At 66.0% G+C, this 23,935-nt stretch carries 22 protein-coding genes; 10 read left to right on the forward strand and 12 right to left on the reverse strand.

Features of this window, described 5'->3' with window-relative positions; translation table 11 throughout:
• Positions 1-185: 185 nt before the first annotated feature.
• The 5 genes from QMK22_RS10895 to QMK22_RS10915 all read left to right on the forward strand — a co-directional run bounded on the left by QMK22_RS10895 (position 186) and on the right by QMK22_RS10915 (position 4,827).
• On the forward strand, positions 186-917 hold the full coding sequence (locus QMK22_RS10895; RefSeq protein ID WP_283497667.1) for a PspA/IM30 family protein: 732 nt from the start codon (positions 186-188) through the stop codon (positions 915-917).
• Between the two features lie 161 nt (positions 918-1,078).
• Positions 1,079-1,855, forward strand: a complete 777-nt coding sequence (locus QMK22_RS10900) for an arginase family protein (RefSeq protein ID WP_283497668.1) — start codon at positions 1,079-1,081, stop codon at positions 1,853-1,855.
• A gap of 226 nt (positions 1,856-2,081) precedes the next feature.
• Positions 2,082-2,870: a crotonase/enoyl-CoA hydratase family protein gene (locus tag QMK22_RS10905; protein WP_283497669.1), complete on the forward strand. Its 789-nt coding sequence runs from the start codon at positions 2,082-2,084 to the stop codon at positions 2,868-2,870.
• 130 nt (positions 2,871-3,000) lie between these two features.
• Positions 3,001-4,464: a dihydrolipoyl dehydrogenase family protein gene (locus QMK22_RS10910; protein ID WP_283497670.1), complete on the forward strand. Its 1,464-nt coding sequence runs from the start codon at positions 3,001-3,003 to the stop codon at positions 4,462-4,464.
• Between the two features lie 3 nt (positions 4,465-4,467).
• Positions 4,468-4,827, forward strand: coding sequence for a Fe-S oxidoreductase (locus QMK22_RS10915; RefSeq protein ID WP_283497671.1), 360 nt, complete (start codon positions 4,468-4,470; stop codon positions 4,825-4,827).
• 70 nt (positions 4,828-4,897) lie between these two features.
• On the opposite strand, the gene QMK22_RS10920 is transcribed toward QMK22_RS10915, so the two are convergent.
• Together QMK22_RS10920 and QMK22_RS10925 are read right to left on the reverse strand one after the other, a co-directional pair.
• On the reverse strand, positions 4,898-6,388 hold the full coding sequence (locus tag QMK22_RS10920; RefSeq protein ID WP_283497672.1) for a catalase: 1,491 nt from the start codon (positions 6,386-6,388) through the stop codon (positions 4,898-4,900).
• 46 nt (positions 6,389-6,434) lie between these two features.
• On the reverse strand, positions 6,435-6,935 hold the full coding sequence (locus QMK22_RS10925; protein ID WP_283497673.1) for a Fur family transcriptional regulator: 501 nt from the start codon (positions 6,933-6,935) through the stop codon (positions 6,435-6,437).
• A 100-nt stretch (positions 6,936-7,035) separates the two neighbouring features.
• Here QMK22_RS10925 and QMK22_RS10930 point away from each other — a divergent pair, with 100 nt between their 5' ends.
• Complete coding sequence (locus QMK22_RS10930; RefSeq protein WP_283497674.1) at positions 7,036-9,102, forward strand: MMPL family transporter; 2,067 nt, start codon at positions 7,036-7,038, stop codon at positions 9,100-9,102.
• Between the two features lie 60 nt (positions 9,103-9,162).
• On the opposite strand, the gene QMK22_RS10935 is transcribed toward QMK22_RS10930, so the two are convergent.
• Positions 9,163-10,593 (reverse strand): amidase, encoded by a 1,431-nt coding sequence (locus QMK22_RS10935; protein ID WP_283497675.1) that lies wholly within the window; start codon positions 10,591-10,593, stop codon positions 9,163-9,165.
• Positions 10,594-10,670: 77 nt separating this feature from the next.
• Here QMK22_RS10935 and QMK22_RS10940 point away from each other — a divergent pair, with 77 nt between their 5' ends.
• On the forward strand, positions 10,671-11,495 hold the full coding sequence (locus tag QMK22_RS10940; RefSeq protein WP_283497676.1) for an SDR family NAD(P)-dependent oxidoreductase: 825 nt from the start codon (positions 10,671-10,673) through the stop codon (positions 11,493-11,495).
• A gap of 222 nt (positions 11,496-11,717) precedes the next feature.
• Here the strand turns inward: QMK22_RS10940 and QMK22_RS10945 are convergent, their stop codons facing one another.
• The 8 genes from QMK22_RS10945 to QMK22_RS10980 form a co-directional block, all read right to left on the reverse strand.
• Positions 11,718-12,296 (reverse strand): GNAT family N-acetyltransferase, encoded by a 579-nt coding sequence (locus QMK22_RS10945; RefSeq protein ID WP_283497677.1) that lies wholly within the window; start codon positions 12,294-12,296, stop codon positions 11,718-11,720.
• The gene (locus QMK22_RS10950; protein WP_283497678.1) at positions 12,289-13,011 is read right to left on the reverse strand and encodes a uracil-DNA glycosylase; all 723 of its coding nucleotides are present in this window, start codon (positions 13,009-13,011) and stop codon (positions 12,289-12,291) included. The genes QMK22_RS10945 and QMK22_RS10950 overlap by 8 nt, the downstream gene beginning before the upstream one ends.
• A 102-nt stretch (positions 13,012-13,113) precedes the next feature.
• Complete coding sequence (locus QMK22_RS10955; RefSeq protein ID WP_283497679.1) at positions 13,114-13,821, reverse strand: Type 1 glutamine amidotransferase-like domain-containing protein; 708 nt, start codon at positions 13,819-13,821, stop codon at positions 13,114-13,116.
• Positions 13,818-14,396 (reverse strand): phosphoribosyltransferase, encoded by a 579-nt coding sequence (locus QMK22_RS10960; RefSeq protein ID WP_283497680.1) that lies wholly within the window; start codon positions 14,394-14,396, stop codon positions 13,818-13,820. The genes QMK22_RS10955 and QMK22_RS10960 overlap by 4 nt, the downstream gene beginning before the upstream one ends.
• A gap of 140 nt (positions 14,397-14,536) precedes the next feature.
• Complete coding sequence (locus QMK22_RS10965; protein WP_283497681.1) at positions 14,537-15,688, reverse strand: bifunctional 2-methylcitrate synthase/citrate synthase; 1,152 nt, start codon at positions 15,686-15,688, stop codon at positions 14,537-14,539.
• Positions 15,689-15,697: 9 nt separating this feature from the next.
• Positions 15,698-16,627: a methylisocitrate lyase gene (prpB, locus tag QMK22_RS10970; protein ID WP_283497682.1), complete on the reverse strand. Its 930-nt coding sequence runs from the start codon at positions 16,625-16,627 to the stop codon at positions 15,698-15,700.
• Complete coding sequence (locus tag QMK22_RS10975; protein WP_283497683.1) at positions 16,627-18,162, reverse strand: MmgE/PrpD family protein; 1,536 nt, start codon at positions 18,160-18,162, stop codon at positions 16,627-16,629. The genes prpB and QMK22_RS10975 overlap by 1 nt, the downstream gene beginning before the upstream one ends.
• A gap of 39 nt (positions 18,163-18,201) precedes the next feature.
• A complete protein-coding gene (locus QMK22_RS10980; protein WP_502857518.1) occupies positions 18,202-18,891 on the reverse strand; it encodes a GntR family transcriptional regulator in 690 nt (229 codons plus the stop codon).
• A gap of 88 nt (positions 18,892-18,979) precedes the next feature.
• On the opposite strand from QMK22_RS10980, the gene QMK22_RS10985 reads away from it, so the two are divergent.
• The 3 genes from QMK22_RS10985 (at position 18,980) to QMK22_RS10995 (ending at position 22,959) form a co-directional block, all read left to right on the forward strand.
• Positions 18,980-20,905, forward strand: coding sequence for an AMP-binding protein (locus QMK22_RS10985; RefSeq protein ID WP_283497685.1), 1,926 nt, complete (start codon positions 18,980-18,982; stop codon positions 20,903-20,905).
• An 87-nt stretch (positions 20,906-20,992) separates the two neighbouring features.
• On the forward strand, positions 20,993-21,340 hold the full coding sequence (locus QMK22_RS10990; protein WP_283497686.1) for a DUF485 domain-containing protein: 348 nt from the start codon (positions 20,993-20,995) through the stop codon (positions 21,338-21,340).
• A complete protein-coding gene (locus tag QMK22_RS10995) occupies positions 21,337-22,959 on the forward strand; it encodes a monocarboxylic acid transporter (protein ID WP_283497687.1) in 1,623 nt (540 codons plus the stop codon). The genes QMK22_RS10990 and QMK22_RS10995 overlap by 4 nt, the downstream gene beginning before the upstream one ends.
• Before the next feature lie 188 nt (positions 22,960-23,147).
• Here the strand turns inward: QMK22_RS10995 and QMK22_RS11000 are convergent, their stop codons facing one another.
• Positions 23,148-23,927, reverse strand: a complete 780-nt coding sequence (locus QMK22_RS11000) for an SDR family NAD(P)-dependent oxidoreductase (protein ID WP_283497688.1) — start codon at positions 23,925-23,927, stop codon at positions 23,148-23,150.
• Positions 23,928-23,935: the final 8 nt, after the last annotated feature.

Genomic DNA, 23,935 nt, shown 5'->3' on the forward strand with positions numbered 1-23,935 from the left:
TTCCAGTGTGGGCGGAGCGGGGCGAGCAAGCGAGCAGCCCCGTAACACAGGGCAACATCAGTACCGACACGGATTTTCGGCCGTTCCCAGACGCGTGCCTGCCGGTCGCCCTAAACTTTGGTCATGCACACACGTTCCCGGCCGAAATTCTCAGCCAGGACCACTCTTATGGAAGGGACCCCCGAATGACCAAGCAGTCCATCTTCGGCCGCATTTCCCAGCTCGCGAAGGCGAACATCAACGCCATCCTCGACTCGGCAGAGGACCCCGAGCGCATGCTCGACCAAATGGTGCGCGACTTCTCAAGCAGCATCTCCGACGCCGAGAGTGCGATCGCCGAAACCATCGGCAACCTGCGACTGCTCGAGGACGACTATCGCGAAGATCAGGAAGCGGCTGTGGAGTGGGGCGACAAAGCCCTCGCCGCGAGCCGCAAAGCCGACGAACTGCGCAAGGGCGGCGACGCTGCCGGCGCCGACAAGTTCGACAACCTCGCCAAGGTTGCGCTCGGTCGCCAGCTCACCTCGGAGAAGGAAGCCAAGACCGCCGAACCACAGATTCAGTCCCAGACCGCGGTGGTCAACCAGCTCAAGACCGGTCTGAACGCCATGAAGGAGAAGCTGGTTCAGCTCACCAACAAGCGCTCCGAGTTGGTGGCACGGTCCAAGACCGCGAAGGCGCAAGCGCAGGTGATGGACGCCGTCAAGAGCATCGACATGATGGATCCCACGAGCGAGGTCAACCGGTTCGAAGACAAGATCCGTCGCGAAGAAGCCCGGGTGCGCGGTGCGCAGGAGCTCTCCGCATCAAGCCTCGACGCCCAGTTCGAAAGCCTCGACGACCTCGGCGAACTCACCGAGGTGGATGCCCGTCTGGCCGCTCTCAAGGCCGGTTCAACCGCAGCTCTGGAGCGCTAGCCCGGGCAGGCGACCGGCAGCATCCGTTTCGACGGGACTCCGCAAGAAATTCGCTGCTGGCGAAGCGGATGCTGACCGGCCCGGTCGCTGCGCCATACTGAGGTATGGCTCCCACCTTCGTTGTAGTGCCGCAGTGGCAGGGTTCGATTTCTCCGCGTGCAATGCGCCTGGTTGACGGGGCGGCGGCCATTCAGGGCGACCTGCCCTTCTCGGCCACTCGTCTGGTCGACGTGCCCGTTGAGGCCGGTGACTCGCTGGATACCGGTGTGCACCGGTTCTCGGCGATTCACCAGGTGCGCGAGCGCCACACCAAGGTCTTGAACGAGGCCACCGATTGGGCCCTCTCCATCGGCGGGGACTGCGGCATCGCCCTGGCCGCCGTCGAACACGCGGCACGCACCCATCCGGGCGATCTGGCCGTGGTCTGGTTCGACGCCCACCCCGACCTGCATACCCCCGAATCTTCCCCGTCCGGCGGATTCTGCGGCATGGTGTTGCGCGCGATCAGCGGTGAAGGACCGGCCGAACTCGAACTGGCCGACGAAAGCCGCGTGCCGCTGCACAACGTGGTGCTGGCCGGCATTCGCGACGTCGACGACGCCGAAGATGTACTGCTGCAGGAACGCGCTCTGGTGAGCGTGTCGTGTTCGGAGCTGGCCGACCCGGCCGCGCTGGTCGCGCTGGTCACAGCAATCGGTGCCCGGCACGTGTTCATTCACATCGACCTCGACGTGCTCGATCCCTCAGCCATTGACGGTTTGAGTGACCTGATTCCGTTCGGGCTGAGCGTGGCCGATCTCGGCGGCGCGATCACCGCACTCCGCGCCGAGTTCACCCTGGCCGGGGCGACCATCACCGGGTTCTCCCCCGCGTCGCCCGAGGCGGCGACCGATGATTTGCCGAGCATCCTCCGCATTATCGGAGCCCTCACGCGCTAGGCATCGGCTGGGCACCCCGCCGGATCGGCCTGGTCCGAAAATGCCAGAGCCGGCGCATAACTCCTGCAACTTCTGGTCACCCGGCTGCACACCCGCGTCATCCCGGGCAGCTGGCCGGGCGCCGGCTCGAATTGCAGGAGTTATGCACGGGCCGGGCCGGGTCTGCGACCTAGTCGGGCCACCGAAACCGTCCAGATACACCCACACACCCAACGATGGAGGCCATATGACCGACCAGCCCCGCATTCTCACCGAGCGTCGCGGCAACATTCTGCTGATCGGGTTCAACCGGCCCGAGAAACGCAACGCCGCCGACTTCTCCCTGCTGCAGCAGCTGGCACTGGCCTACGGTGAGCTCGACCGCGACCCCGAACTGCGCGTCGGCCTGGTCTACGCCGTCGGCGAGCACTTCACGGCCGGACTCGACCTCGCCGACATCGGTCCCCGGCTCGGTGCGAATGGGCTCGAGATGGTGCCGGAGGGCGGCATCAATCCGTGGCAAGTGGATGGCGAATCCCTGAGCAAACCGGTCGTGATCGCGGTGCAGGGCACCTGCCTCACCCTCGGCATCGAGCTGATGCTCGCGAGCGATATTGTGGTCGCCGCCGAGTCAACCCGGTTCGGGCAGATCGAGGTGGCCCGCGGCATTCTGCCCTTCGGCGGCGCGACGATTCGTTTTCCGCGCGCGGCCGGCTGGGGTAATGCCATGCGCTGGCTACTCACCGGCGACCTGTTCGATACCGCTGAGGCGCACCGGATGGGGCTCGTGCAGGAAATCGTGCCCGACGGAACCCAGCTCAACCGGGCGATCGAGCTCGCCGAGAAGATCGCCGCCCAGGCTCCCCTCGCCATCCAGGCCACCCTCGCCAACGCGCGTCTGGCCCAACGCGACGGGGCGGCATCCGCTGAAGCAGCGCTGCAGCCGGCCCTGGCCCGGCTGGCGCAGACCGAAGACAGCCGAATCGGCATGCAGGCCTTCATCACCCGCACCCCCGCCGTCTTCGTGGGCCGCTAGTCTTTTTGCCCGGGCCCGGGCCCGGAAAGCGGGCCCAGGCTAGATCATGGGCCCCCTTGCATAAGGTGGGCCCGGACATACCTCAGGGGTAGGCTTCCCCAAACCAGCAACAACCCCGTCAGGAGTTTCAATGTCGAGTCAGACCTACGACGTCATCGTGATCGGCGGCGGTGCCATCGGCGAGAACGTTGCCGACCGCACCGTGCAGGGCGGCCTGAGCACGGTCGTTGTGGAGAGCGACCTCGTCGGCGGTGAATGCTCCTATTGGGCCTGCATGCCATCGAAAGCATTGCTACGCAGCGGCGCCGCTCTCGCTGCGGCCCAGCGAGTACCGGGGGCGGCCGAGGCCGTCACCGGAACCGTCGATGTGCGCGCCGCCCTCCAGCAGCGTGACGCCATTGCCAGCCATTGGAAGGACGACGGCCAAGCGAAGTGGCTCGACTCGGCCGGGATCGGCCTCGTGCGCGGCCACGCCCGCATCACCGGCGTGCGCGAAGTAACCGTGACCGGCGATGACGGCACCGTGACCGTGCTCACGGCCACGCACGCCGTCGTGGTCAGTACCGGATCGGCGGCGCTGTTGCCCGATGTTCCCGGTCTGAAGGACATCGAACCGTGGACCAGCCGGGAAGCGACGAGCGCCCAGCAGATCCCGCCGCGCCTGGCCATCATCGGCGGCGGGGTAGTCGCGGCCGAGATGGCCGCCGCCTATGCGTCGCTCGGGTCAGCGGTGACCATGATCGCCCGCAGTCCCCTGCTCGGCGGGCAGGAACCGTTCGCCGGAGAATTCGTCACCACCGCCCTGCGCGACAACGGTGTGACCGTTCTCGTTGGCCCGTCAACGACCGGAGCGCACCGGGAAACCGACGGTGCGCTCACGCTCACCCTCGACGACGGCACCACGGTCACGGCCGACCAGGTGCTCGTGGCCATCGGCCGTACACCGCGCACCCTCGACCTCGGCCTGGACACGGTCGGCCTCTCCGACGGCGACTGGCTCGGAGTCGACGACACCCTGCTCGTGCAGGGCGACTCGCCCGCGCTGGCTGGCGACTGGCTCTATGCCACCGGTGACGTCAACCACCGGGCATTGCTCACCCACCAGGGTAAATACCAGGCCCGCGCGGCCGGTGACGCGATCGTGACCCGGGCGGCCGGCACCCCGGTCGATGACGCACCGTGGGGCGCACACGTGGCAACCGCTGATCACGCCGCCGTACCGCAGGTGACGTTCACCGACCCCGAGGTCGCTTCGGTGGGGCTGACCGCCGCATCCGCGGTTAGGGCGGGCTATCGCATCCGCATTCTGGACTATAACCTCGCCAATCTGGGCGGCGCCTCGGTGCTGGCCGTCGGCTACGTCGGCCGGGCCCGGGCCATCGTCGATCTCGACCGGGAAGTGCTGCTGGGCGTCACTTTTGTCGGGCAGGATGTTGCGGAGCTGCTGCACTCGGCCACGATCGCCATTGTCGGCGAGGTGCCGATCAATCGGCTCTGGCACGCTGTGCCGAGCTACCCTACGCTGAGCGAGGTCTGGCTGCGCCTGCTCGAAGCGTACGGACGCCCCGGCTTCACCGAACACGAATCACGATAGCGGATGCACCGCATCCTCTTTGATTCGCCCGTCAGCCGCGCCGGTTATCTGTACGCGACCGCGTTCGGATTGGTCTGGGGCTCGATCTGGAGTACCGGGCGGGTCGAGAAGCGTGCGGGCCTGTACGTGTTTCGCGGCATGCCGAAATGGACCTTCGGCCGCGGCGGCTCCTGCGTGGGCGGCTGCTACCTCACCAGCCAGAACGCCACAGCGGATGTGCTGGAGCACGAGGCCGTGCACAAGCGCCAGTGGCAGCGATTCGGCATGCTCTTTCCACTGCTCTACGCGCTGGCCGGGCGCAATCCCCTGAAAAACCGTTACGAAATCGAGGCCGGCCTGAAAAAAGGCGGCTACATTCGTTAGGTTTTTCGGGACCACAAAACCGCCCGGCCTGCATGCAGGCCGGGCGGTTTTGTGGTGGTGCGGGGTAGTGCTACTGAGCGGCGACGAATTCGGCGTCGACCGCGGCGGCCTCAGCGAAGACGGCGAGGTTGGCACGCAGCTTCGCGCCCAGGTCGGCGTCAACACTGGTCCAGTACCAGATGGCACGCTCGGTGACCTCGGGACGAGTCACTCCGCTGATGGCACCGGTGATGGTGTCGAGGAACCGCGCCTTGGCAGCATCATCGAAGATGTCGCGGTACAGGGTTCCGGCCTGGCCGAAGTCGCTGTCCTCGCTGCGCAGGGTCGCGGCGGCACGCAGCAGCGTTCCGTCGCCTTCCCAGGCGCCTTCACCGGCAGCGGCCGCGTCGGCGACGGGGCCACCGAGGGAGTTCGGCGCATAGTTGGGCTCGCTCGGTGCGTTGAAGGCGTGACGCTGCGCGCCATCCTGCGAGTAGTTGTTAATCGGGACTCGGGGCGCGTTCACCGGGATCTGGGTGAAGTTGGTGCCCACGCGGTAACGCTGCGCGTCGGGGTAGGAGAAGATGCGCGCCATGAGCATCTTGTCGGGGCTCGCCGCGATGCCGGGCACGAGGTTGGCCGGCGAGAACGCCGCCTGCTCGATCTCGGCGAAGAAGTTGTCGGGGTTGCGGTTAAGCGTGTGCGTTCCGACCGGGATCAGCGGGAAATCACCGAACGGCCAGACCTTGGTCACGTCAAACGGGTTGAACCGGTAGGTGTTGGCCTGCTCGTAGGGCATGATCTGCACGGAGACGTCCCACGACGGGAAGTTGCCGGCCGCGATGGCGTCAGACAGGTCGCGACGGTAGTAGTCGGCATCCGCACCGGCAATGAGCTCGGCCTCTGACCCTTCCATCTCGACGTTGCCCTGGTTGGACTTGAAGTGGTACTTCACCCAGAAGCGCTCGCCTTCGGCGTTGATCCACTGGTACGTGTGCGAACCAAAGCCGGGCATTTCACGCCAAGAACGCGGCAGGCCGCGGTCCCCCATGAGGTAGGTGACCTGGTGAGCCGACTCCGGGGAGAGGGTCCAGAAGTCCCACTGCATGGTCGCGTCGCGCAGGCCGGTGCCCGGCAGTCGCTTCTGCGAGTGGATGAAGTCGGGAAACTTGATGCCGTCGCGGATGAAGAACACCGGGGTGTTGTTTCCGACGATGTCGTAGTTACCCTCCTCGGTGTAGAACTTCACTGAGAAGCCGCGCACATCGCGCCAGGTGTCAGGACTGCCCTGCTCGCCGGCAACGCTGGAGAAACGCTGCAGGGTGTCGGTGACGGTACCGGGCTGAAAAACTGCCGCGCGCGTGTATTTCGAGACGTCGCCGGTCACGACGAACTGGCCGTGCGCTCCGCCGCCCTTGGCGTGCACGATACGCTCCGGGATGCGCTCGCGGTTGAACTGGGCGAGCTTCTCGACCAGGTAGCGGTCGTGCAGCGCGGCAACGCCGTTGTCTCCAACGGTGAGCGAGTGCTCGTCGCTGGCGACAGGCGTTCCCGTCTGGGTGGTCGTGGGCTTAGTGGTCATGATGCTCCTTGGTATGGATCAGCAACGCGCGGTTGACGGAGAAAATTTAGGGGGCGGCCGTCTCGGCCTGACTGCCAATATCGAGCTGGCACTGTGCGCAGAGACCCCAGTAGATGACCTCGGCGGCGCGCACGTCGAAACCGAGGGCATCCACCGGGGTGAGGCAGGGAGCGTGGCCGACGGCGCAGTCGACGTCGTGCACCACGCTGCAGCGGGTGCAGACGATGTGGTGATGGTTGTCGCCGACGCGGCGCTCGAACAGGGCGGGCGAACCGGCCGGTTCAATTTTGCGCACGAGCCCGGCGGTACCGAATGAGGCGAGCACTCCGTAGACGGCCTGCAGCGAGGTGCCGGGCAGATCGGAGCGCACCGCGCCGAACAGGGCGTCGGCATTGGAGTGCGGCAGGTCGGTGAGGGCACGCAGCACGGCCAGGCGCGGCGCCGTGACCTTGAGACCAGCCGAGCGGATGCTGTCGGCGAGTAGGCTGGCGTCGGCCGCGGCCAGGCGCAGGCCAGCGTCGTCGTAGCTTGCCTCGGTCGCGGTCATGATTCGACCTTACCAGTTGTTTTGAACGAATCAAAACAATGTGCACATCGAGCTTTAAGTAGCTAGCTAAGATAGCAATTATCGAGTTTTTGGAGGAACTGTGCTCGCGATCACGCGTTTCATCACGGGCAAGCGCACGGCCTGGGCGGTACTGCTCGGCACCGTCATTGCCGTCGGCCTGCTGTTTTCACTGCTGCCGGCCAATGAATCCGAGGACTTTCCCACCGCCGGCCTGCCCGACAGCAGCCAGGCCGCGCAGGTCACGGCGCTCTTGGCCGAGTTTCCCTCCGCCGACCAGACCGCCGCGATCGTGGTGTGGAGCCGGGATGGTGCCACGCTCACGACGGCCGACCGTGACGCCATCACCGCCGCGGCCGAAAACCTCGGCGTCGCCTCGATCGCGCCACGCGCCACGACACCGCAGTTCAGCGACAACGGCCAGGCCGCCCTGAGCGTGATGCCCCTGGATGCCGGGGCAGCGACGGCCGACATCGCCCAGACGGCCACCGACATCCGGACGACCGCGTCGACGGCGCTGCCGGACGGGTTGACCGCCTATGTCACCGGACCGGTTGGTTTTCAGGCCGATATTTCCAACGCTTTCGCCGGCGCCGACTTTCGCCTGCTGCTCGTCACGGTGATCGTGGTCGCGGTGCTGCTCATCGTGACCTACCGCAGCCCGGTGCTCTGGATCGTGCCGCTCGTCGTGGTGGGACTGGCCGACGGGCTCGCCTCGGTGGTCGCCGGGGCACTGGCCAAGCCGCTTGGCTTCGCCCTGGACGCCTCCATTTCGGGCATTCTGTCGGTGCTCGTGTTCGGTGCCGGCACCAATTACGCTCTGCTGTTGGTGGCCCGCTACCGGGAGGAGCTGCTGCGCACCGAAAACCGCAACGACGCCATGCGCACCGCGGTGACGAGCGCCGGCCCGGCCATCGCGGCCAGTGGCGGCACCGTGGCGCTGAGCCTGCTCACCCTGGTCTTCGCCGAATTGGCCGGCAACCGAGCACTCGGCATTGCCTGCGCTATCGGCGTCGTGATTGCCATTCTGTTCGCCCTGATCGTGCTCCCCGCCGCGCTCGTGGTGTGCGGTCGCGGCCTGTTCTGGCCGTTCATTCCGCGGGTGCAGTCCGAGACCACGCCGACGCGCACCGGCTTCTGGTTCCGGCTCGGCCGGGGAGTGTCCCGGCATCCGGTGGTCATCACCATCGTGTCGGTGCTCGCCATCGGCTCGCTCGCGTTCGGCCTGTCCGGCGCCTCGGTCGGACTCTCTCAGGCGGACCAGCTGCTCGGCAACCCGGAGTCGGTCGTGGCGCAGGACATCGTGGACACGTCTTTTTCGGCGGGACTGACCAGCCAGACCATTGTGCTGGCGCCGGATGCGGCATCCGCTGAGGCCGTGGCCGTGGCCCTGGCAACCACGGGGGTCTCCTCAGCGGTGGCCGGCGAGAACGCCGGCGGGCTCACCCGCATCGACGTCACTCTCGGCAGCGAACCGGGCAGCGACACCACGTTTTCAACGATCGCCCAGCTGCGCACCGACTTAGCGGATGCTCCCGGAGCGGTCTCGCAGTCGTTGGTCGGCGGCAGCGATGCCACGGCCCTGGATACCAAAACCAGCGCTGAGCGGGATCAAGACCTGATTCTGCCGCTCATCCTCGGGATCGTCTTTCTGATCCTGGCGCTGCTGCTGCGCTCGCTCGTTGCACCCGTTCTGCTCATCGCCACCGTGCTCGGCACCTTCTTTGCCAGCCTCGGTGCCTCCAACCTGATCTTTCAAAACCTGCTCGGCTTCGCCGCGTTCAACACCAACGTGGTCTTGTTTGCGTTCCTGTTTCTGGTGGCCCTCGGCGTGGATTACAACATCTTTTTGACGACGCGGGCCCGCGAGGAGGCCATGCATTACGGCACCAGGGACGGCATGGTGCGGGCGCTCTCGTCGACCGGTGCGGTGATCACGAGCGCCGGCATTCTGATAGCGGCGGTTTTCGCCGTGCTCGGAGTGCTTCCGGTGGTGGCGCTGACCCAGATCGGGGTGATCGTCTGCATCGGTGTGCTGCTCGACACCCTCGTCGTGCGCACCGTGCTGGTGCCGGCCATCGTATTCCTGCTCAATGACCGCTTCTGGTGGCCGTCGCGGCCGGCCTCCGCGCGCCCCTTCACCCGGTAGCTGAACCGGCTCGGGCTAAACCGGCTCGCACTGAACCGGCTCGGGCTAAACCGGCTCGGGCTAAACCGGCTCGGGCGGCACCCGATCCTGCCAGCGGATGCGTCGCTCCAGTTGGGCGCCGAGGGCCAGCAGGGTGGCTTCGCCGCCCGGGCGACCGATGAGCTGCACACCCATCGGCAGGCCATCCTTCGTCTGATGCACCGGCAGCACGATCGCCGGCAGGCCGCTCACGTTGATCATCGAGGTGAATGGCGTGTACTGCACCTGCTGCTCGAAATTCGCCTCGGCGTCGACGGCGTCATACCAGCCCACCGGGCGTGGCGTCATCGCCATGGCCGGGGTCAGCACGGCATCAAACCGGGACAGCTGGCGAATGAACGACCGCTCGTACGCGGTGAGCGCGGCGAGCGCCTCGGCCAGTTCCCGAGCGCCGAGCGCACGGCCACGGGCCAGCAGCCACTGCGTGAGCGGTTCGAGCAGGGCGATCTCGGCCTCGGTGTCGGCCGGGATGCTCGCGGCTCCGGCCTGCCAGATGGAGCGGAAAGCCGGCACATAACTCGAGTCGGGAACGAGCGAGACCTCGTCCAACCCGTGCTGCAGGGCAGCGAACTCGGACACGGCCAGATCGAGAGCGGTCTGGGCTTCGGGTGCGATCGTAATGGGGTAGTCGTTGTCCCACGCCGACGTGGTCATGACGCCGAGCTGAAAACGTCCTTCACCGCGCACCGCCGCGGCCAGCAGCGGGGTCTCCTCACCCGGAGCTCGCAGGGCGTAGTGGTGGTCGGGGTGGCCGTCACGCGGCGCGATCATCGCGTCCAGCAGCAGCGCGGCATCCGCTACCGTGCGGGCGAGCGGGCCGCCGACCGCGAGGCCGCCGAGCTTGTCGATCCCGGAGGACGACGGCACCCGACCGCGGCTGGGCTTGAGCCCGACCAGGCCGCACGCGGCGGCCGGAATACGAATGGACCCGCCACCGTCGGAGCCGGGCGCGAACGGCAGCAAGCGTGCGGCGACCGCCACAGCGGCGCCGCCGCTGGATCCACCGGCACCCAGCGCGAGGTTCCACGGGATACGAGCCGGCGGGGCAGCGAGGCTTTCCGTGTACGAGGCGAGGCCGAATTCCGGCGTGTTGGTCTTGCCGAGGCTGACTCCCCCGGCGTCATCGAGGGCCTGCACGAGGTCGTCCGATTCTTCGGGAACATAGTCGGCGAAGAGCCGTGAGCCGAATCCGGCGGGTACCCCGGCACGCAATTGCAGGTCCTTGTCGGCGAACGGGAGGCCCCAGAGCGGTGCGGTGCGGGGCATCCGCTCTTCAACGTAGCGGGCCCGGGCGCGAGCGGCGTCGGCGGTCACGGTGACGAACGCGCCGAGCATCGGATTGAATTTCTCGATGCGGGCGAGATAGTGCTCCGTGAGCTCGCTCGGACTGATATCGCGGTTCTGCAGTGCCTGCCATTGTTCCAAGGCGGTCAGTTCGTGTGGATCAGCCATGTCCCGAGCATAGTTCGAGCGGGGCCGGCGACCCGCCAACTCTGGTTTTGCCGGCTCGGGAAGGCTACCCTCAGTCCATGGCCAGCGCTGTGTATAACCCCATCGGCACAACCGCACTCATTACCGGAGCGTCGAGCGGACTCGGCGTCGGGTACGCTCACGAGCTCGCCCAACGTGGCGCGGACCTCGTGCTCGTCGCGCGCCGCCAAGCCCGCCTCGAAGCCCTCGCCGTGGAACTGGCCGAGAAATACGGCACGGTCTCCACCGTCATTCCGCTCGACCTCACCACGACGGATGCCGTCACCGAGTTGGTCTCCGACCTCCGCGAGCGAGCCGTCACCGTCGGCACCCTCGTGAACAACGCCGGCTTCGCCACCTTCGGCACCGTGCTCGACTCGGACGAGGCGCGGGAACGCGAGCAAATCGCCCTCAACGTGCACGCGCTGACCGCGTTGACCCACGCGCTCCTGCCCGATCTGGTCGAGACCGCCTCGCTCCATCCGCACACCGCGGCACTGGTCAATCTGGCCAGCACCGCGGCGTTTCAGCCGGTGCCCCGCATGGCGGTCTACGGCGCGACCAAGGCCTACGTGCTCAGCTATACCGAAGCCCTCAGCTACGAGACCCGGGCCAGCGGTCTCAAAGTCACCGCGATCTGCCCGGGCCCCGCCGACACGGAGTTCTTTGAGGTCGCCCAGACCCGCAGCGACAAGAAGGGCACGCCGCTCACCGTCGATGAGGTGATGCGCGCGTCGTTCGCCGCCCTCGACCGTTCGGTCACGCCAGCGGTTGTGCTGGTCGGCACCCGCAACGCCCTGCTGGCCCGGGCGGCCGGCATCTTTCCGCGGCGGGCCGTGCTGGGAGCCGTCGGCCGCCTGAACGTCCCCCGCCGCGCGCGCTGACCGGGACTCCCCGCCGCGAGACGACAACTTCGGCCCCATGGTCTGCGCGAGACGACAACTTCGGCCCCATGGCTGGCTCTGATGGGGCCGAATGCGTCGTCTCGCGAACCGCTGAGCAGGTCCAAGGGGCAGAATGCGTCCTCTCGCGCCGCGCACCACCCGCCGCGCACCACGAGATGCCGACTACAGGCCCGTCCCGAAACAGCACACGGGCCGACGACGCTACTTGAGGCTTTTTTGCAGCAGGACCGTGCCGAGCCAGCGCTCGAATTTGAAACCGACCTTACCCATGCGACCGATCTCTTCGAAGCCGAAGTCGTGGTGCAGCTTGATCGAGGCATCCGCTCCCTGATCGGCGATGACGGCGATGATCTCTTTCAGTCCGGCCGCTTTGGACCGGTTGATGAGTTCGGCGAGCAGTTCGCGCCCGAGTCCCTTGCCGGTCGACGCGGCGCCGAGGTAGATCGAGTTCTCCACCGTGAACCGGTAGGCTTTCTTCTGCTTCCAGGGGCTGACCAGGGCATACCCGAGAATCTGGCCGGCCGGTGACACGGCGACGATGAACGGCATACCCTGCTTGGTCAGGTAGTAGAACTTGTCCCGCCACTCGGCCAGGGTCATCGCATCCTCGTCAAAGGTGACGGTGCTGTTGGCTACGTAATAGTTGTAAATCTCACGGATATGCGGCAGGTCGGTCGCCCGAACCTCGCGCATCGTGTACTCGAATGGCGTCTCGACAGCATCTGCGGGTCGCAAGTGACGGGGCAGCCGACGACGAGGCTCGTATTCTTCCTCAAGCACCGGGCACTCCCCTTTCTGGTTGCTTCCAGATTACCGGAAGAGCCCAGGCCACCGGTGCCGCACCCTGCTCGATCAAGAGCTGGTTCGCCCGGCTGAACGGCGCGGAGCCGAAGAAACCGCGGCGGGCCGACAGCGGGCTGGGGTGCGCCGATTCAATCACGGGCGTATCGCCGAGCAGCGGCCGCACAGCGCCGGCGTCTTTGCCCCACAAAATCGCGACGAGCGGATGCCCCCGCCCCACGAGCGCACGAATGGCCTGGTCGGTCACCCGTTCCCAGCCGTGTCGCCGATGCGAACCGGCCGCCCCGGCCCGCACGCTGAGCACCCGGTTGAGCAGCAGCACGCCCTGATCGGACCAGGCCGACAGATCGCCGTGCTCGGCACGCGGCAGGCCGAGGTCGTGGCTGAGCTCGGTGTAGATATTGCCCAGGCTGCGGGGCAGCGGCCGCACGTCGGCGTTGGCGGCGAAGGCCAGGCCGATCGCATGCCCCGGCGTGGGATACGGGTCCTGTCCGACGATGAGCACCCGCACGGCGTCGAACGGTTGCCGAAACGCGCGCAGCAGGTTCTCCGGCGCGGGCAGCACTTCGTGGCCGGCCGCCCGTTCGTCGGCCAGAAACTCGCCGACCCTGGCCAGTTCGTCGGCCACCGGGGCGAGGGCTCGCGCCCAGCCCGGGTCGAGCTGACCGGTTGCGGCCAGGGCGTCCAGGTTCACGAGGTCACCGATGATCCGGCTCGGCCGTCAGGTGGGGCAGTACGGAACGCGCCGGCGACCGATCGCTGCGGCGGCATCCGCTTCTGGGCACTCACGAGCAGGTCAGGCTCCGATGGTGCTCACGAGCACACCGCCGTCGGCCTGGCTGACCCGCCAGACGCTGCCGGCTCCGAGCACGCCGAGGGCGCCCTCGCCGACCACGAGCACGGTGTCTTCGTCGATGGCGAGGCCGCCGTCGATGAGGCCGGCCTCGGTCGCCGCGATCAGGCGCGACAGGCTGCCGGACTGGGCAGCGTGCACGTCCACCGTGACGTCGAGCAGTCCGATGCCCTGGGCGAGGGTGATTTCGTCGAGACCCTCCGAAACGTGTTCGGGTGTGACCTCGACCCCGCCAATGCGCCAGCCGCCGATCAGGGCACGTTCGGCTGCGATCATGGCTCCGGCCGAGAAACCGAGATAGGGCACGCCGGCGGAGATCTGGCGGCGGATCTCGCCGAAGATCGGCAGCAGGGCGGCCAGGTAGTCCGGCGTGACGCCGCCGCCGATGAGAATGCCGTCGACCGCGGAGATCGCGGTGAGAGCGGCGATGTCGCCGGGGGCGAGCGTGCTGCGGCGAGTCTGCACGCTGCCACCCAGCGATTCGGCGAGTTCCTCAGCGTGGGCGGTACCCGGGCCCACGGTGACGATCGCTACGAGCGGTTCGTCGCGACCGGATTGAGCGGCCCGTTTCGTGACTTCAGACAGAAAACTTCCGAACACCTCGGCGTCGTGCGCGGGGTCTCCCCCACCGCCGACCAGGTGCACGCTCATGCGGACACCGTGCTCGTCGCGCCGAGAAGAGCAGGGTCGGCGAGCGCTTCGGGCGCAATATCTTCGGGGGCACCGGGCACCGGCGGCAGTGCAGACCAGGGAAACACAATCCACTTGTCGGTTTCACGCCAGGTGAAATCGGGCACGTGCACGGTGCGCGGCTTGGTATACAGGGTCGCGGTACGCACCTCCAGCGCGGTCTCGCCGAGCAGACGCAGCACGAGCGCGAGGGTGTGACCGGAATCGGAGACGTCGTCCACAAGCAACACCCGCTTGCCCGCGAGCGCCGGGGCGTCGAGCATCGGCGCCGACAGCACGGGCTCGGGCAGGCGCTCGTCAATGCCGGTGTAGAACTCCACGTTGATGCTGCCGCAATTCTTGGTGCCGAGCGCGTACGACACGGCGCCGGCCAGCAGCAGGCCGCCGCGCGCGATGGCGATCACGACGTCCGGGTGAAAATCGCTCGCCCGCACGCGCACGGCCAGCTCGCGGGAGGCGTCGGCGAAGTCCGTCCACTGCAAAACTTCGCGGTCAATCACGGGCGGAGTGGGCAGAACCTCGGCGTCAAGTATCATCCGTCAATGTTAGCCAAATCTCGGCTCGTCGCCTCCCGATGCGCACCCGGCTCCCTGCCCCCACGCAGAACGGATGCCGCGCACCCAGCTGGTCGCGCGGCATCCGTTCTGACTCATTGTCGGCTGTAAAAGAACCTGCGTTAGGGAACCTGGCGCTGGTCGGGGCCATTGTAGGCCGACAGCGGTCGAATCAGCGCGTTGCTCTTCTTCTGTTCCATGATGTGCGCGGTCCACCCGGTGATGCGCGCCGCAACGAATAACGGCGTGAAGGTGAGGGTATCGAACCCCATCAGATGGTATGCCGGGCCCGACGGATAGTCGAGGTTGGGCAGAATCGCCTTGCGCGAGGTCATCGCCGTCTCGAGGGCTTCGTAGAGTTCGAGCAGTTCAGGCTTCTGATAGTGGTCAACGAGGGTGACCAGGGCGGCACGCATCGTGGGCACGCGCGAGTCGCCGCTCTTGTACACCCGGTGCCCGAAGCCCATGATCTTGCGCTTGGCGGCGAGCGCCTCGGCCAGCCACGGTTCGGCACGAGCCGCCGACCCGGCGCCGAGACCGATCTCGGTGAAGGTGTGCATAACGGCCTCGTTGGCACCGCCGTGCAGGGCACCCTTGAGCGCCCCGACCGCACCGGTCACCGCCGAATAGAGGTCGGACAGGGTCGACGTGATCACGCGCGCGGTGAACGTCGAGGCATTGAAGGAGTGCTCAGCGTAGAGAATCATCGACACGTCGAACGCGTTCACCACAACGAGCTCGGGCACCTCGCCGAAGCTCATGTGCAGAAAGTTTGCCGAGTAGCCGAGGTCGTCGCGTGGTTCGACCAGGTCGAGCCCGTGCCGACGACGCTGGTCGTAGGAGACGATCGCCGGCAGTTGGGCGAACAGGCGAATCGACTTGGCGAGGTCGGATTCCGCCGACGGGTTCTCCGCCTCCGGATCGCTCGCACCGATGGCGCTCACCGCGGTGCGCACAACATCCATCGGATGCGCGGTCAGCGGCAGCTCGTCGATGATGCGCTTGACCACCGGGTTGAGGTGTCGCAGCGATCGCTCGAGCCCTTCAAAGTCGGCGAGCTGCTGCTCATCGGGAAGTTCGCCGTGCCAGAGCAGGTAGGCGACTTCTTCGAAGCTCTTCTTCGCGGCCAGCTCCTGCACCGGGTAGCCCCGGTAAAGCAGCGAGTTGGTCTCGGGATTGACCTTGGAAACCGCAGTCGTGTCGACGACGACGCCGGTCAGTCCCTTGTAGATGTGCGGAGTGACGTTGGGGTCGACAATTTGAGTGTCAGGCATTGTGCTCCTTTAGACCTGTGACGCGCTCGGCGTCGAAATGTGCGGGTTCAGGGTGAAGTCGAAGATACCCGAATCGAACTGGCTATACGACGCGTAGTCCAGCAATTCGTACAGATCAGCGCGGTGCTGCATCTCGGGCAACATTGTGGTGAGCGAGCCGCTGTCCTCGATCGTGTCGAGTCCGCGCGCGGCCGCGCCCATGGCCAGACGCAGCAGCGACACCGGAAAAATCACGAGGTTCATGCCCACGTTTTCCAGCTGCTGCACGGTGAACAGCTCGCCCTTGCCGAATTCGGTCATGTTCGCCAGGATCGGCACCGACACCGCGGCCCGAATCGTTTCGAACTCGGCCAGGCTGCCCATCGCCTCGGGGAAGATCGCGTCGGCCCCAGCATCCTGCAGCTGCTTCGCGCGCGTGACCGCCGCGTCCAACCCGTCAACGGCACGGATATCCGTGCGCGCCATCACGAGAAAGTTCGGGTCCCGGCGTGCGTCGACGGCGGCGCGGATGCGCTTGATCGCGGTGTCGGCATCCACGACCTGCTTACCGTCCAGGTGGCCGCAGCGCTTCGGGTTGATCTGGTCCTCGATGTGCATCCCGGCCAGGCCGGCGTCTTCGAGGGTTTGGATCGTGCGCGCCACGTTCATCGGCTCGCCGAAGCCGGTGTCGGCGTCGACGATCGCGGGCAGGTCGGTCATGCGGGCGATCTGCTGCGACCGGCCGGCCACCTCGGTGAGGGTGGTCAGTCCGATGTCCGGCAGACCGAGGTCGGCCGAGAGCACGGCGCCCGAGATGTAGACCCCCTCGAATCCCTTCTGCTGAATGAGTTTGGCCGAGAGCGGGTTGAACGCGCCGGGGAAGCGCAGAATTTTGCCACTCGACAATTGCGTTCGTAGGGCGATGCGCTTGTCGGCAGCGCTGGTTCCGGCGTACAGCATTAGAAGATTCCGTTCGGGGTGGCGATGGAGGAGAGCAGTCCCGGCTTGGCCACGATGGTCAGGCCGCCGAGGTCCGCGGCGCCAAGCTCGGGCAGGCGCTGGGCGAGGGCGAGAAAGCGTTCAATCTCGGATTCTTCCATGACCGGCGCAGCCAGGGTACGGAACTTGTTGATGTATTCCGCACGGGCGAACGGGCGAGCGCCGAGCGGATGCGCGTCGGCGACGGCGATTTCGTCGACCAGACGGGTTCCGTTGCTGAGCTCGATTTCGACGCGACCGCCGAAGGCCTTTTCGGCCGGGTCGAGGGAGTGGTACCGGCGCGTCCATTCCTTGTCTTCGGTGGTGGTGACGGTGTTCCACAGGGCGATGGTGTCGGGTCGGCCGGCCCGCTCGGGGCTGTACGAGTCGACGTGGTTCCAGCTGCCGTCCTGCAGGGCCACGGTGAAGATGTAAGGAATGGAGTGGTCGAGGGTCTCCCGGCTCGCGGTGGGGTCGTACTTCTGCGGGTCGTTCGCGCCGGAACCGATCACATAGTGCGTGTGGTGGCTGGTGTGGATGACAATGCTCTTGATAGCACCGGCCACGAGCAGTTCGGGGTGCTCGTTGTGCAGCTTGCGGGCGAGGTCGATCCAGGCCTGCGCCTGGTATTCGGCGGAGTGTTCTTTGGTATAGCTGTCGAGGATGGCGCGCTTGATACTGCCGGCGGCTGGCAGCGACACATCGTAGGAGCCGTCCGGACCGTCGAGCAACCAGGCGATAACGCCGTCTTCGCCCTCGTAAATCGGGGTCGGGCTGGTCTCGCCGCGGAGCGCGCGGTCAACGGCTTCGACGGCCATCTTGCCGGCGAAGGCCGGGGCGTGCGCCTTCCAGCTGGAAATTTCACCCTTGCGCGATTGGCGGGTCGCCGTCGTGGTGTGCAGCGCCTGGCCGACGGCTTGAAAGATGGTTTCCTTGTCGAGGCCGAGCAGGGTGCCGATTCCGGCGGCGACGGACGGGCCGAGGTGGGCGACGTGGTCGATCTTGTGGGCGTGCAGGCTGATCGATTTCACCAGGTCGATCTGAATCTCATAGCCGGTGGCGATACCGCGAATCAGGTCGTTTCCGCTCAGTCCACGCGAAGCGGCGAGGTGTTGGGCCACGGCCGTGATCGGCGGAATATTGTCGCCCGGGTGGGAGTATTCGGCGGCCAGAAAAGTGTCGTGGTAGTCGAGCTCACGCACGGCGACGCCGTTGGCCCACGCCGCCCACTCCGGGGATACGCGCTGGGCCGGTGCGAGGCCGAACACGGTCGAACCGTCGCCGCCGTTGGAACGGGGGTGAGCGAGTGCCTGCGAGCGTGCGGCGATCACCGGGCGACGGGTGAGGCTGGCCGCGGCGACCGAGGCATTGTCGATCACGCGGTTGATGACCATCTCGGTCACCTCTTCGGAGACCAGGGCCGGGTCGGCGGCGACCTCCGCGATCTTCCAGGCCAGCTGGTCCTCGCGGGCCAGATTCTCGTCGCTCTTGTGAACTCGAACGTGGTGCAGCTGCACGGTAAATCCTTTCGTTGGATGGCCGCAGTCGGTGGTCGACTACAGTGCCGGTTCCTCGTCGATCGCCGCAAGGACGCTCACGAGGCTTTGGTGAAGATGAATATGGGTGGCATGGGCAGCCAGCGACGGGTCGCCGGCAATGATGGCGTCGATAATCAGCAGGTGCTCGGCCGCTGCGGCGAGAAGTCGCAGCGGATTTCTCCGGGCCAACCGGCGGATACGGGCCAAGTGGGTGCGAACGGCGCGCAGGGCGCCGACGAGAAAGGGGTTTTCGACGGCAAGGTCGATGGCGTCTTCGAGTTCGTCGATGAGCACGTAGTAACGGCGCACGCCGATATCGCCTTGATCCAGCAAGCCCGGGGCGGTGCGAAACTCCTCACGGAGCGCAATAAACGGTGCGGGATCGCGCCGGGTCGCGGCCAGGCGAATGGCTTGCACCTCGAGGGCTTGACGGAGTTCGTACAACTCGGAGATGCTGTCGACCGAGATTTCGGTCACTTCGAAACCGCGCCCGCGACGCCCCACAACGAGGCCGTCGGCGATCAATCGGGCCACCGCTTCGCGCAGTGGAGTGCGGGAGACGCCGATCCGCTCCGCCTGTTCAACTTCCAGCAGCGCAGTCCCCGGGGCGAGCACGCCATCGAGAATTTCCCCGCGCAGCTGACGGTACGCCCGCTCACTGGCTCGAAGCGGAACGTCTAACCCCAACATCGCGGTTTCTGTATACACAAGAGTCATTCTATTCCACATTGATGGGTTCTATGCAATACTTCAACCACTCTTTGTATACAGAAGAGCTTCGATGGGGAAGGCAGACATGAACGGCGAATCAGGCGGGGGCTACCGGGAGGCTTGGCGACGCAGCATTTCGTCGCCGGAGGAGTTCTGGTTGGAGGCCGCCGCGGGCATCGACTGGATCACCCAGCCGACGAGCGCCCTGGCCGCGGATGGCGCAGCAACCGGTAGCTGGTTTCCCGGAGGCACACTCAACACGAGCTACAACGCCCTCGATCGTCATGTTTTGGCCGGTCGCGGCTCCCACACCGCGTTGATCTACGACTCCGCCATGACCGGAACCCGCATTCAGCTGAGCTATCTGGATCTGCTCGGCCGCGTCGCCAAGTTTGCCGGCGCCCTCCGCGCCAACGGCGTCGGCATCGGCGACCGCGTCATCATCTACCTGCCGATGATTCCTGAAGCGGTCGTGGCAATGCTCGCCTGCGCGCGCATCGGCGCGGTGCACTCGGTCGTCTTCGGCGGATTTGCCGCCACCGAACTGGCCGTGCGCATTGACGATGCCCGTCCCAGTGTCATCGTCACGGCATCCGGTGGTATGGAACCGGGCCGCACGGTGGGATACCTGCCGCTGGTCGAGAAGGCTTTGGCGTTGAGCCAGGGTTCGGTGCACACGGTTATCGTGCGCAACCGCGATTCCGTTCCCGGTTCCGCGGCCGACTACCCCAACCGTTCCGAGACGGATGCCCAGTGGCTGGATTGGGCCGACGAGGAAGCGAAAGCCGCACCGGCCGACCCGGTTGCTGTGCGCTCCGATGACCCGCTCTACATTCTCTATACCTCCGGCACGACCGGTAAGCCCAAGGGCATTATCCGCGACAACGGCGGTCACGCGGTGGCCCTCAACTGGTCGATGCGCAACGTGTACGACGTGGGACCGGGCGACGTCTATTGGGCGGCATCCGATGTGGGCTGGGTGGTTGGACACTCCTACATTGTCTACGCCCCCCTTCTGGCCGGGGCGACCACGGTTATTTACGAGGGGAAACCCATTGGAACGCCCGACGCCGGTGCCTTCTGGCGAGTTGTCGACGACTACAAAGTCAAGGTGTTGTTCACCGCGCCGACCGCCATTCGTGCCATTCGCCGGGTCGACCCCGAGCTGCGCGAGCTGAGCAACCACGACGTATCGAGCCTGACCAGCCTGTTTCTCGCCGGCGAACGCCTCGACCCCGAAACCTTCCACTGGGCCAACAACGGGTTGCACTGCCCGGTCGTTGACCACTGGTGGCAGACCGAGACCGGCTGGGCGATCTGTGCCAACCTGCTCGGCATTGAAGAATTACCGACCAAGCCGGGCTCGGCCACCGTGCCGGTGCCCGGGTATGACATCGCGATTCTGGATTCCAAGGGCAAGCCGATCACTAAGGTGGGCAAGGACGGCAACATCGCCATTCGGCTTCCGTTGCCGCCCGGCACCCTGCTCGGGGTGTGGGGCAGTGCTGAGCGATTCAGCAGTTCCTACCTCCTGGCCTTTCCCGGCTACTACGCCACCGGAGACTCCGGTCATTTCGACGCCGACGGCTACCTGTTCGTAATGGGGCGCACCGACGACGTCATCAACGTGGCCGGGCACCGGCTGTCGACCGGTTCACTCGAAGAAGTCCTTACGCTGCATCCCGCCGTCGCCGAGTGCGCGGTGCTCGGCGTGCACGATCCCCTCAAAGGTCAGCGCGCTGCGGGATTCGTCACCCTCAAAGCCGGCAGCACCGTCGACCACGACGTTCTCGCCGCAGAACTCGTCGCCCTCGTCCGGGAGCATGTCGGCCCGGTCGCAGCGTTTCGCGACGTCACCATACTCGACCGACTGCCCAAAACGCGGTCGGGCAAGATTCTTCGCAAAACTATTCGGCAAATAGTCGACGGTGAAGAATATTCCGTTCCGCCCACCATCGAAGACCCCACCGTTCTTGACGATCTGAAACGGGCACTGTCCGCCGTTTCCTGATTCGGTCCAGACCACTCTGTACCCAGACCATGCACCCTCAAGTTTTTCCACGACCGGTATTTTTCGTCCCTGAGGCAAGGAGGCCCCATGAGTGAAGCAGTGAAAGACGCCCCACCGAAGTCCACCATCGATTACGAGGCGTTTGAAAAGACTCCGCGTTTTCGGGAATTGAAGCGCACCCGCAACTCGTTCGTCGTGCCGCTGGCCATCTTCTTTCTGGTCTGGTACTTCGCCTATGTGCTTGCCGCGGCCTACCTGCCCGAATTCATGGCAACGCCGGTCGTCGGCCGAATCAACCTGGGCTTGCTGCTGGGTCTCGGCCAGTTCGTGACGACATTTGCCATCACGATGAGCTACGTGACCTTTGCGAACCGCAAGATCGACCCCCGCACCGAAGAACTTCGACTTGAACTCGAGCGGATGGAACAGCGATGAATGCACTGCACTCCCTGGCCACCCTGGTCAAACCGGTTGAGAACAACCCGGTGCTGAACATCTCGATCTTCCTGGCTTTCGTCGCGATCACACTGGTGATCGTGATCCGCTCCGGCCGCAACAACAAGTCCGCCGCGGATTACTACACCGGTGGTCGTTCCTTCACCGGACCGCAAAACGGGTTCGCCATCGCCGGTGACTATCTCTCGGCGGCGTCGTTCCTGGGAATCGTCGGTGCGATCGCCATTAGCGGGTACGACGGATTCATGTACTCGATCGGGTTCCTCGTCGCTTGGCTCGTGGCCCTGCTGCTCGTTGCGGAGCTCATGCGCAACACCGGTAAATTCACCATGGCCGACGTGCTCTCCTTCCGGTTGAAGCAGGGCCCCGTGCGTGTCGCCGCGGCGACGACCACGCTGGCCGTCTGCTTCTTCTACCTGCTCGCCCAGATGGCCGGAGCCGGCGGACTCGTCTCGCTGCTGCTCGGCATCAACGACAAGCTCGGCCAGTCCATCGTGGTCACCGTTGTCGGCGCGCTGATGATCGTCTACGTTCTGGTCGGTGGCATGAAGGGCACCACCTGGGTGCAGATCGTCAAGGCGTTCCTGCTCATCCTGGGTGCGCTCGCGATGAGCATCTGGGTTCTCGCCCTGAACGGCTTCAACCTGTCGGCACTGCTGGACAGCGCCGTCGCCGTGTCGACCTCCGTTCCGGCCGACGCGATCCTGGCTCCGGGCCTGAAATACGGCAGCAACCCGCTCGACTTCATCTCCCTCGCCCTCGCTCTGGTGCTCGGAACCGCCGGCCTGCCGCACGTGCTCATGCGTTTCTACACGGTTCCCACCGCCAAAGAGGCTCGTCGCTCGGTGGTCTGGGCCATCTGGCTCATCGGTGCGTTCTACATCTTCACCCTGGTGCTCGGTTTCGGCGCGGCCTCCCTCGTCGGTGCTGACACCGTTCTCGCCGCTCCGGGTGGCGTGAACTCCGCAGCGCCGCTGCTCGCGCTGGCCCTCGGCGGTCCGCTGTTGCTCGGCTTCATCTCGGCCATCGCCTTCGCGACGATCCTGGCCGTGGTGGCCGGCATCACCATCACGGCGGCCACGAGCTTCGCGCACGACATCTACGGCTCCGTAATCAAGAAGGGCAAGGGAAACCCCGACGACGAGGTCAAGGTCGCCCGCCGCACCGTCATCGTGATCGGGGTCCTTGCCATCGCCGGTGGTATCGGTGTGCAGGGGCAGAACATCGCCTTCCTCGTGGCACTGGCCTTCGCCGTCGCGGCGAGCGCCAACCTGCCCACCATTCTCTACTCCCTGTTCTGGCGTGGCTTCACCACCCGGGGCGCGGTCTGGAGCATGTACGGCGGATTGGCATCGGCCATTCTCCTGATCGTCTTCTCGCCGGTCTTCTCCGGCACGGAGACCTCCATGTTCGGTGCTGACGTGAACTTCGCGTTCTTCCCGCTCAGCAACCCCGGCATCATCTCCATCCCGCTCGGCTTCTTGCTCGGCTGGCTCGGATCGGTCACCAGCACCGTGAAGGAAAGCCCGAAGCTCGCCGCCGAGATGTCGGTGCGTTCGCTCACCGGTCACGGCGCCGAAAAGGCTGTGGAGCACTAACTCCCACCACCCACAACGAACGGGCCGGTCAGGATCTCACGATTCCGACCGGCCCGTTCTCTGCTATGGCTTCACGGTGCGCGCGAGTTGCGCCGGTGCGCGGGAGGCGGAACTCCCGCGCACCGGCGCAGGTCCCGCGCATCGCGTTGCGCGGGAGACCCGACGCGGGCCGCGGACCGGACCGGTAGTTACTCGCGCATCTTGAGTTCCCCACGGGCGATGCGCGTCGGCGCCGCCTGGGCTACCGGCTTGATCACGATCAGGTCGAGGTTCACGTGCGCCGGCCGTTCCACGCTCGACACGATGGTCTCGGCGATATCCTCGGCCGAGAGCGGGTCGGGCACATTGTCGTAGGCCGCAAAGGCCTTGTCGGCGTCACCGTTGAAACGAACCAGACCGAACTCATCCGTCTTCACCATGCCCGGCGCGATCTCGATCACTCGAATCGGCTCCCCCGACAGTTCCAGCCGCAGCACCTCGGTCATGGCGTGCGCGGCGAACTTGGCCGCGTTGTAGCCGCCACCGCCCAGATAAGCCACGTGCCCCGCGATGGAAGTCACGGTGACGATGTCGGCCGACCCGGCTCCCGAATCGATGCCGGCGCGCAGCAGCGGCAGGATAGCCGTGGTGACCCGCTTGACGGCGAGCACGTTGATCTCAAACATCCAGGCCCAGTCCTCGATGCTGCCGGCCTCGACGGTATCGAGTCCCTTCGCGCCGCCGGCGTTGTTGACCAGGGCGTGTATCGGACCGGTTTCGGCCAGGTAGTCGCGCAACGCGTCAACATCCGCTTGCACGGTGAGGTCAGCGGTGAAGACGTCCGCGCCGGTTTCTGCCTGCAGGGCGGCCAGGCGATCGGCACGCCGGGCGACACCGACCACATCCCACCCGTGCTCACGGAAGAGGCGCACGCTCGCGCGGCCGATTCCTGAACTTGCGCCGGTAACCACAACTCGTCGAGTACTCATTTCTCCAT

Origin of the sequence: Cryobacterium sp. PH29-G1, from assembly GCF_030063365.1 — a bacterium.
GTDB lineage: Bacteria > Actinomycetota > Actinomycetes > Actinomycetales > Microbacteriaceae > Cryobacterium.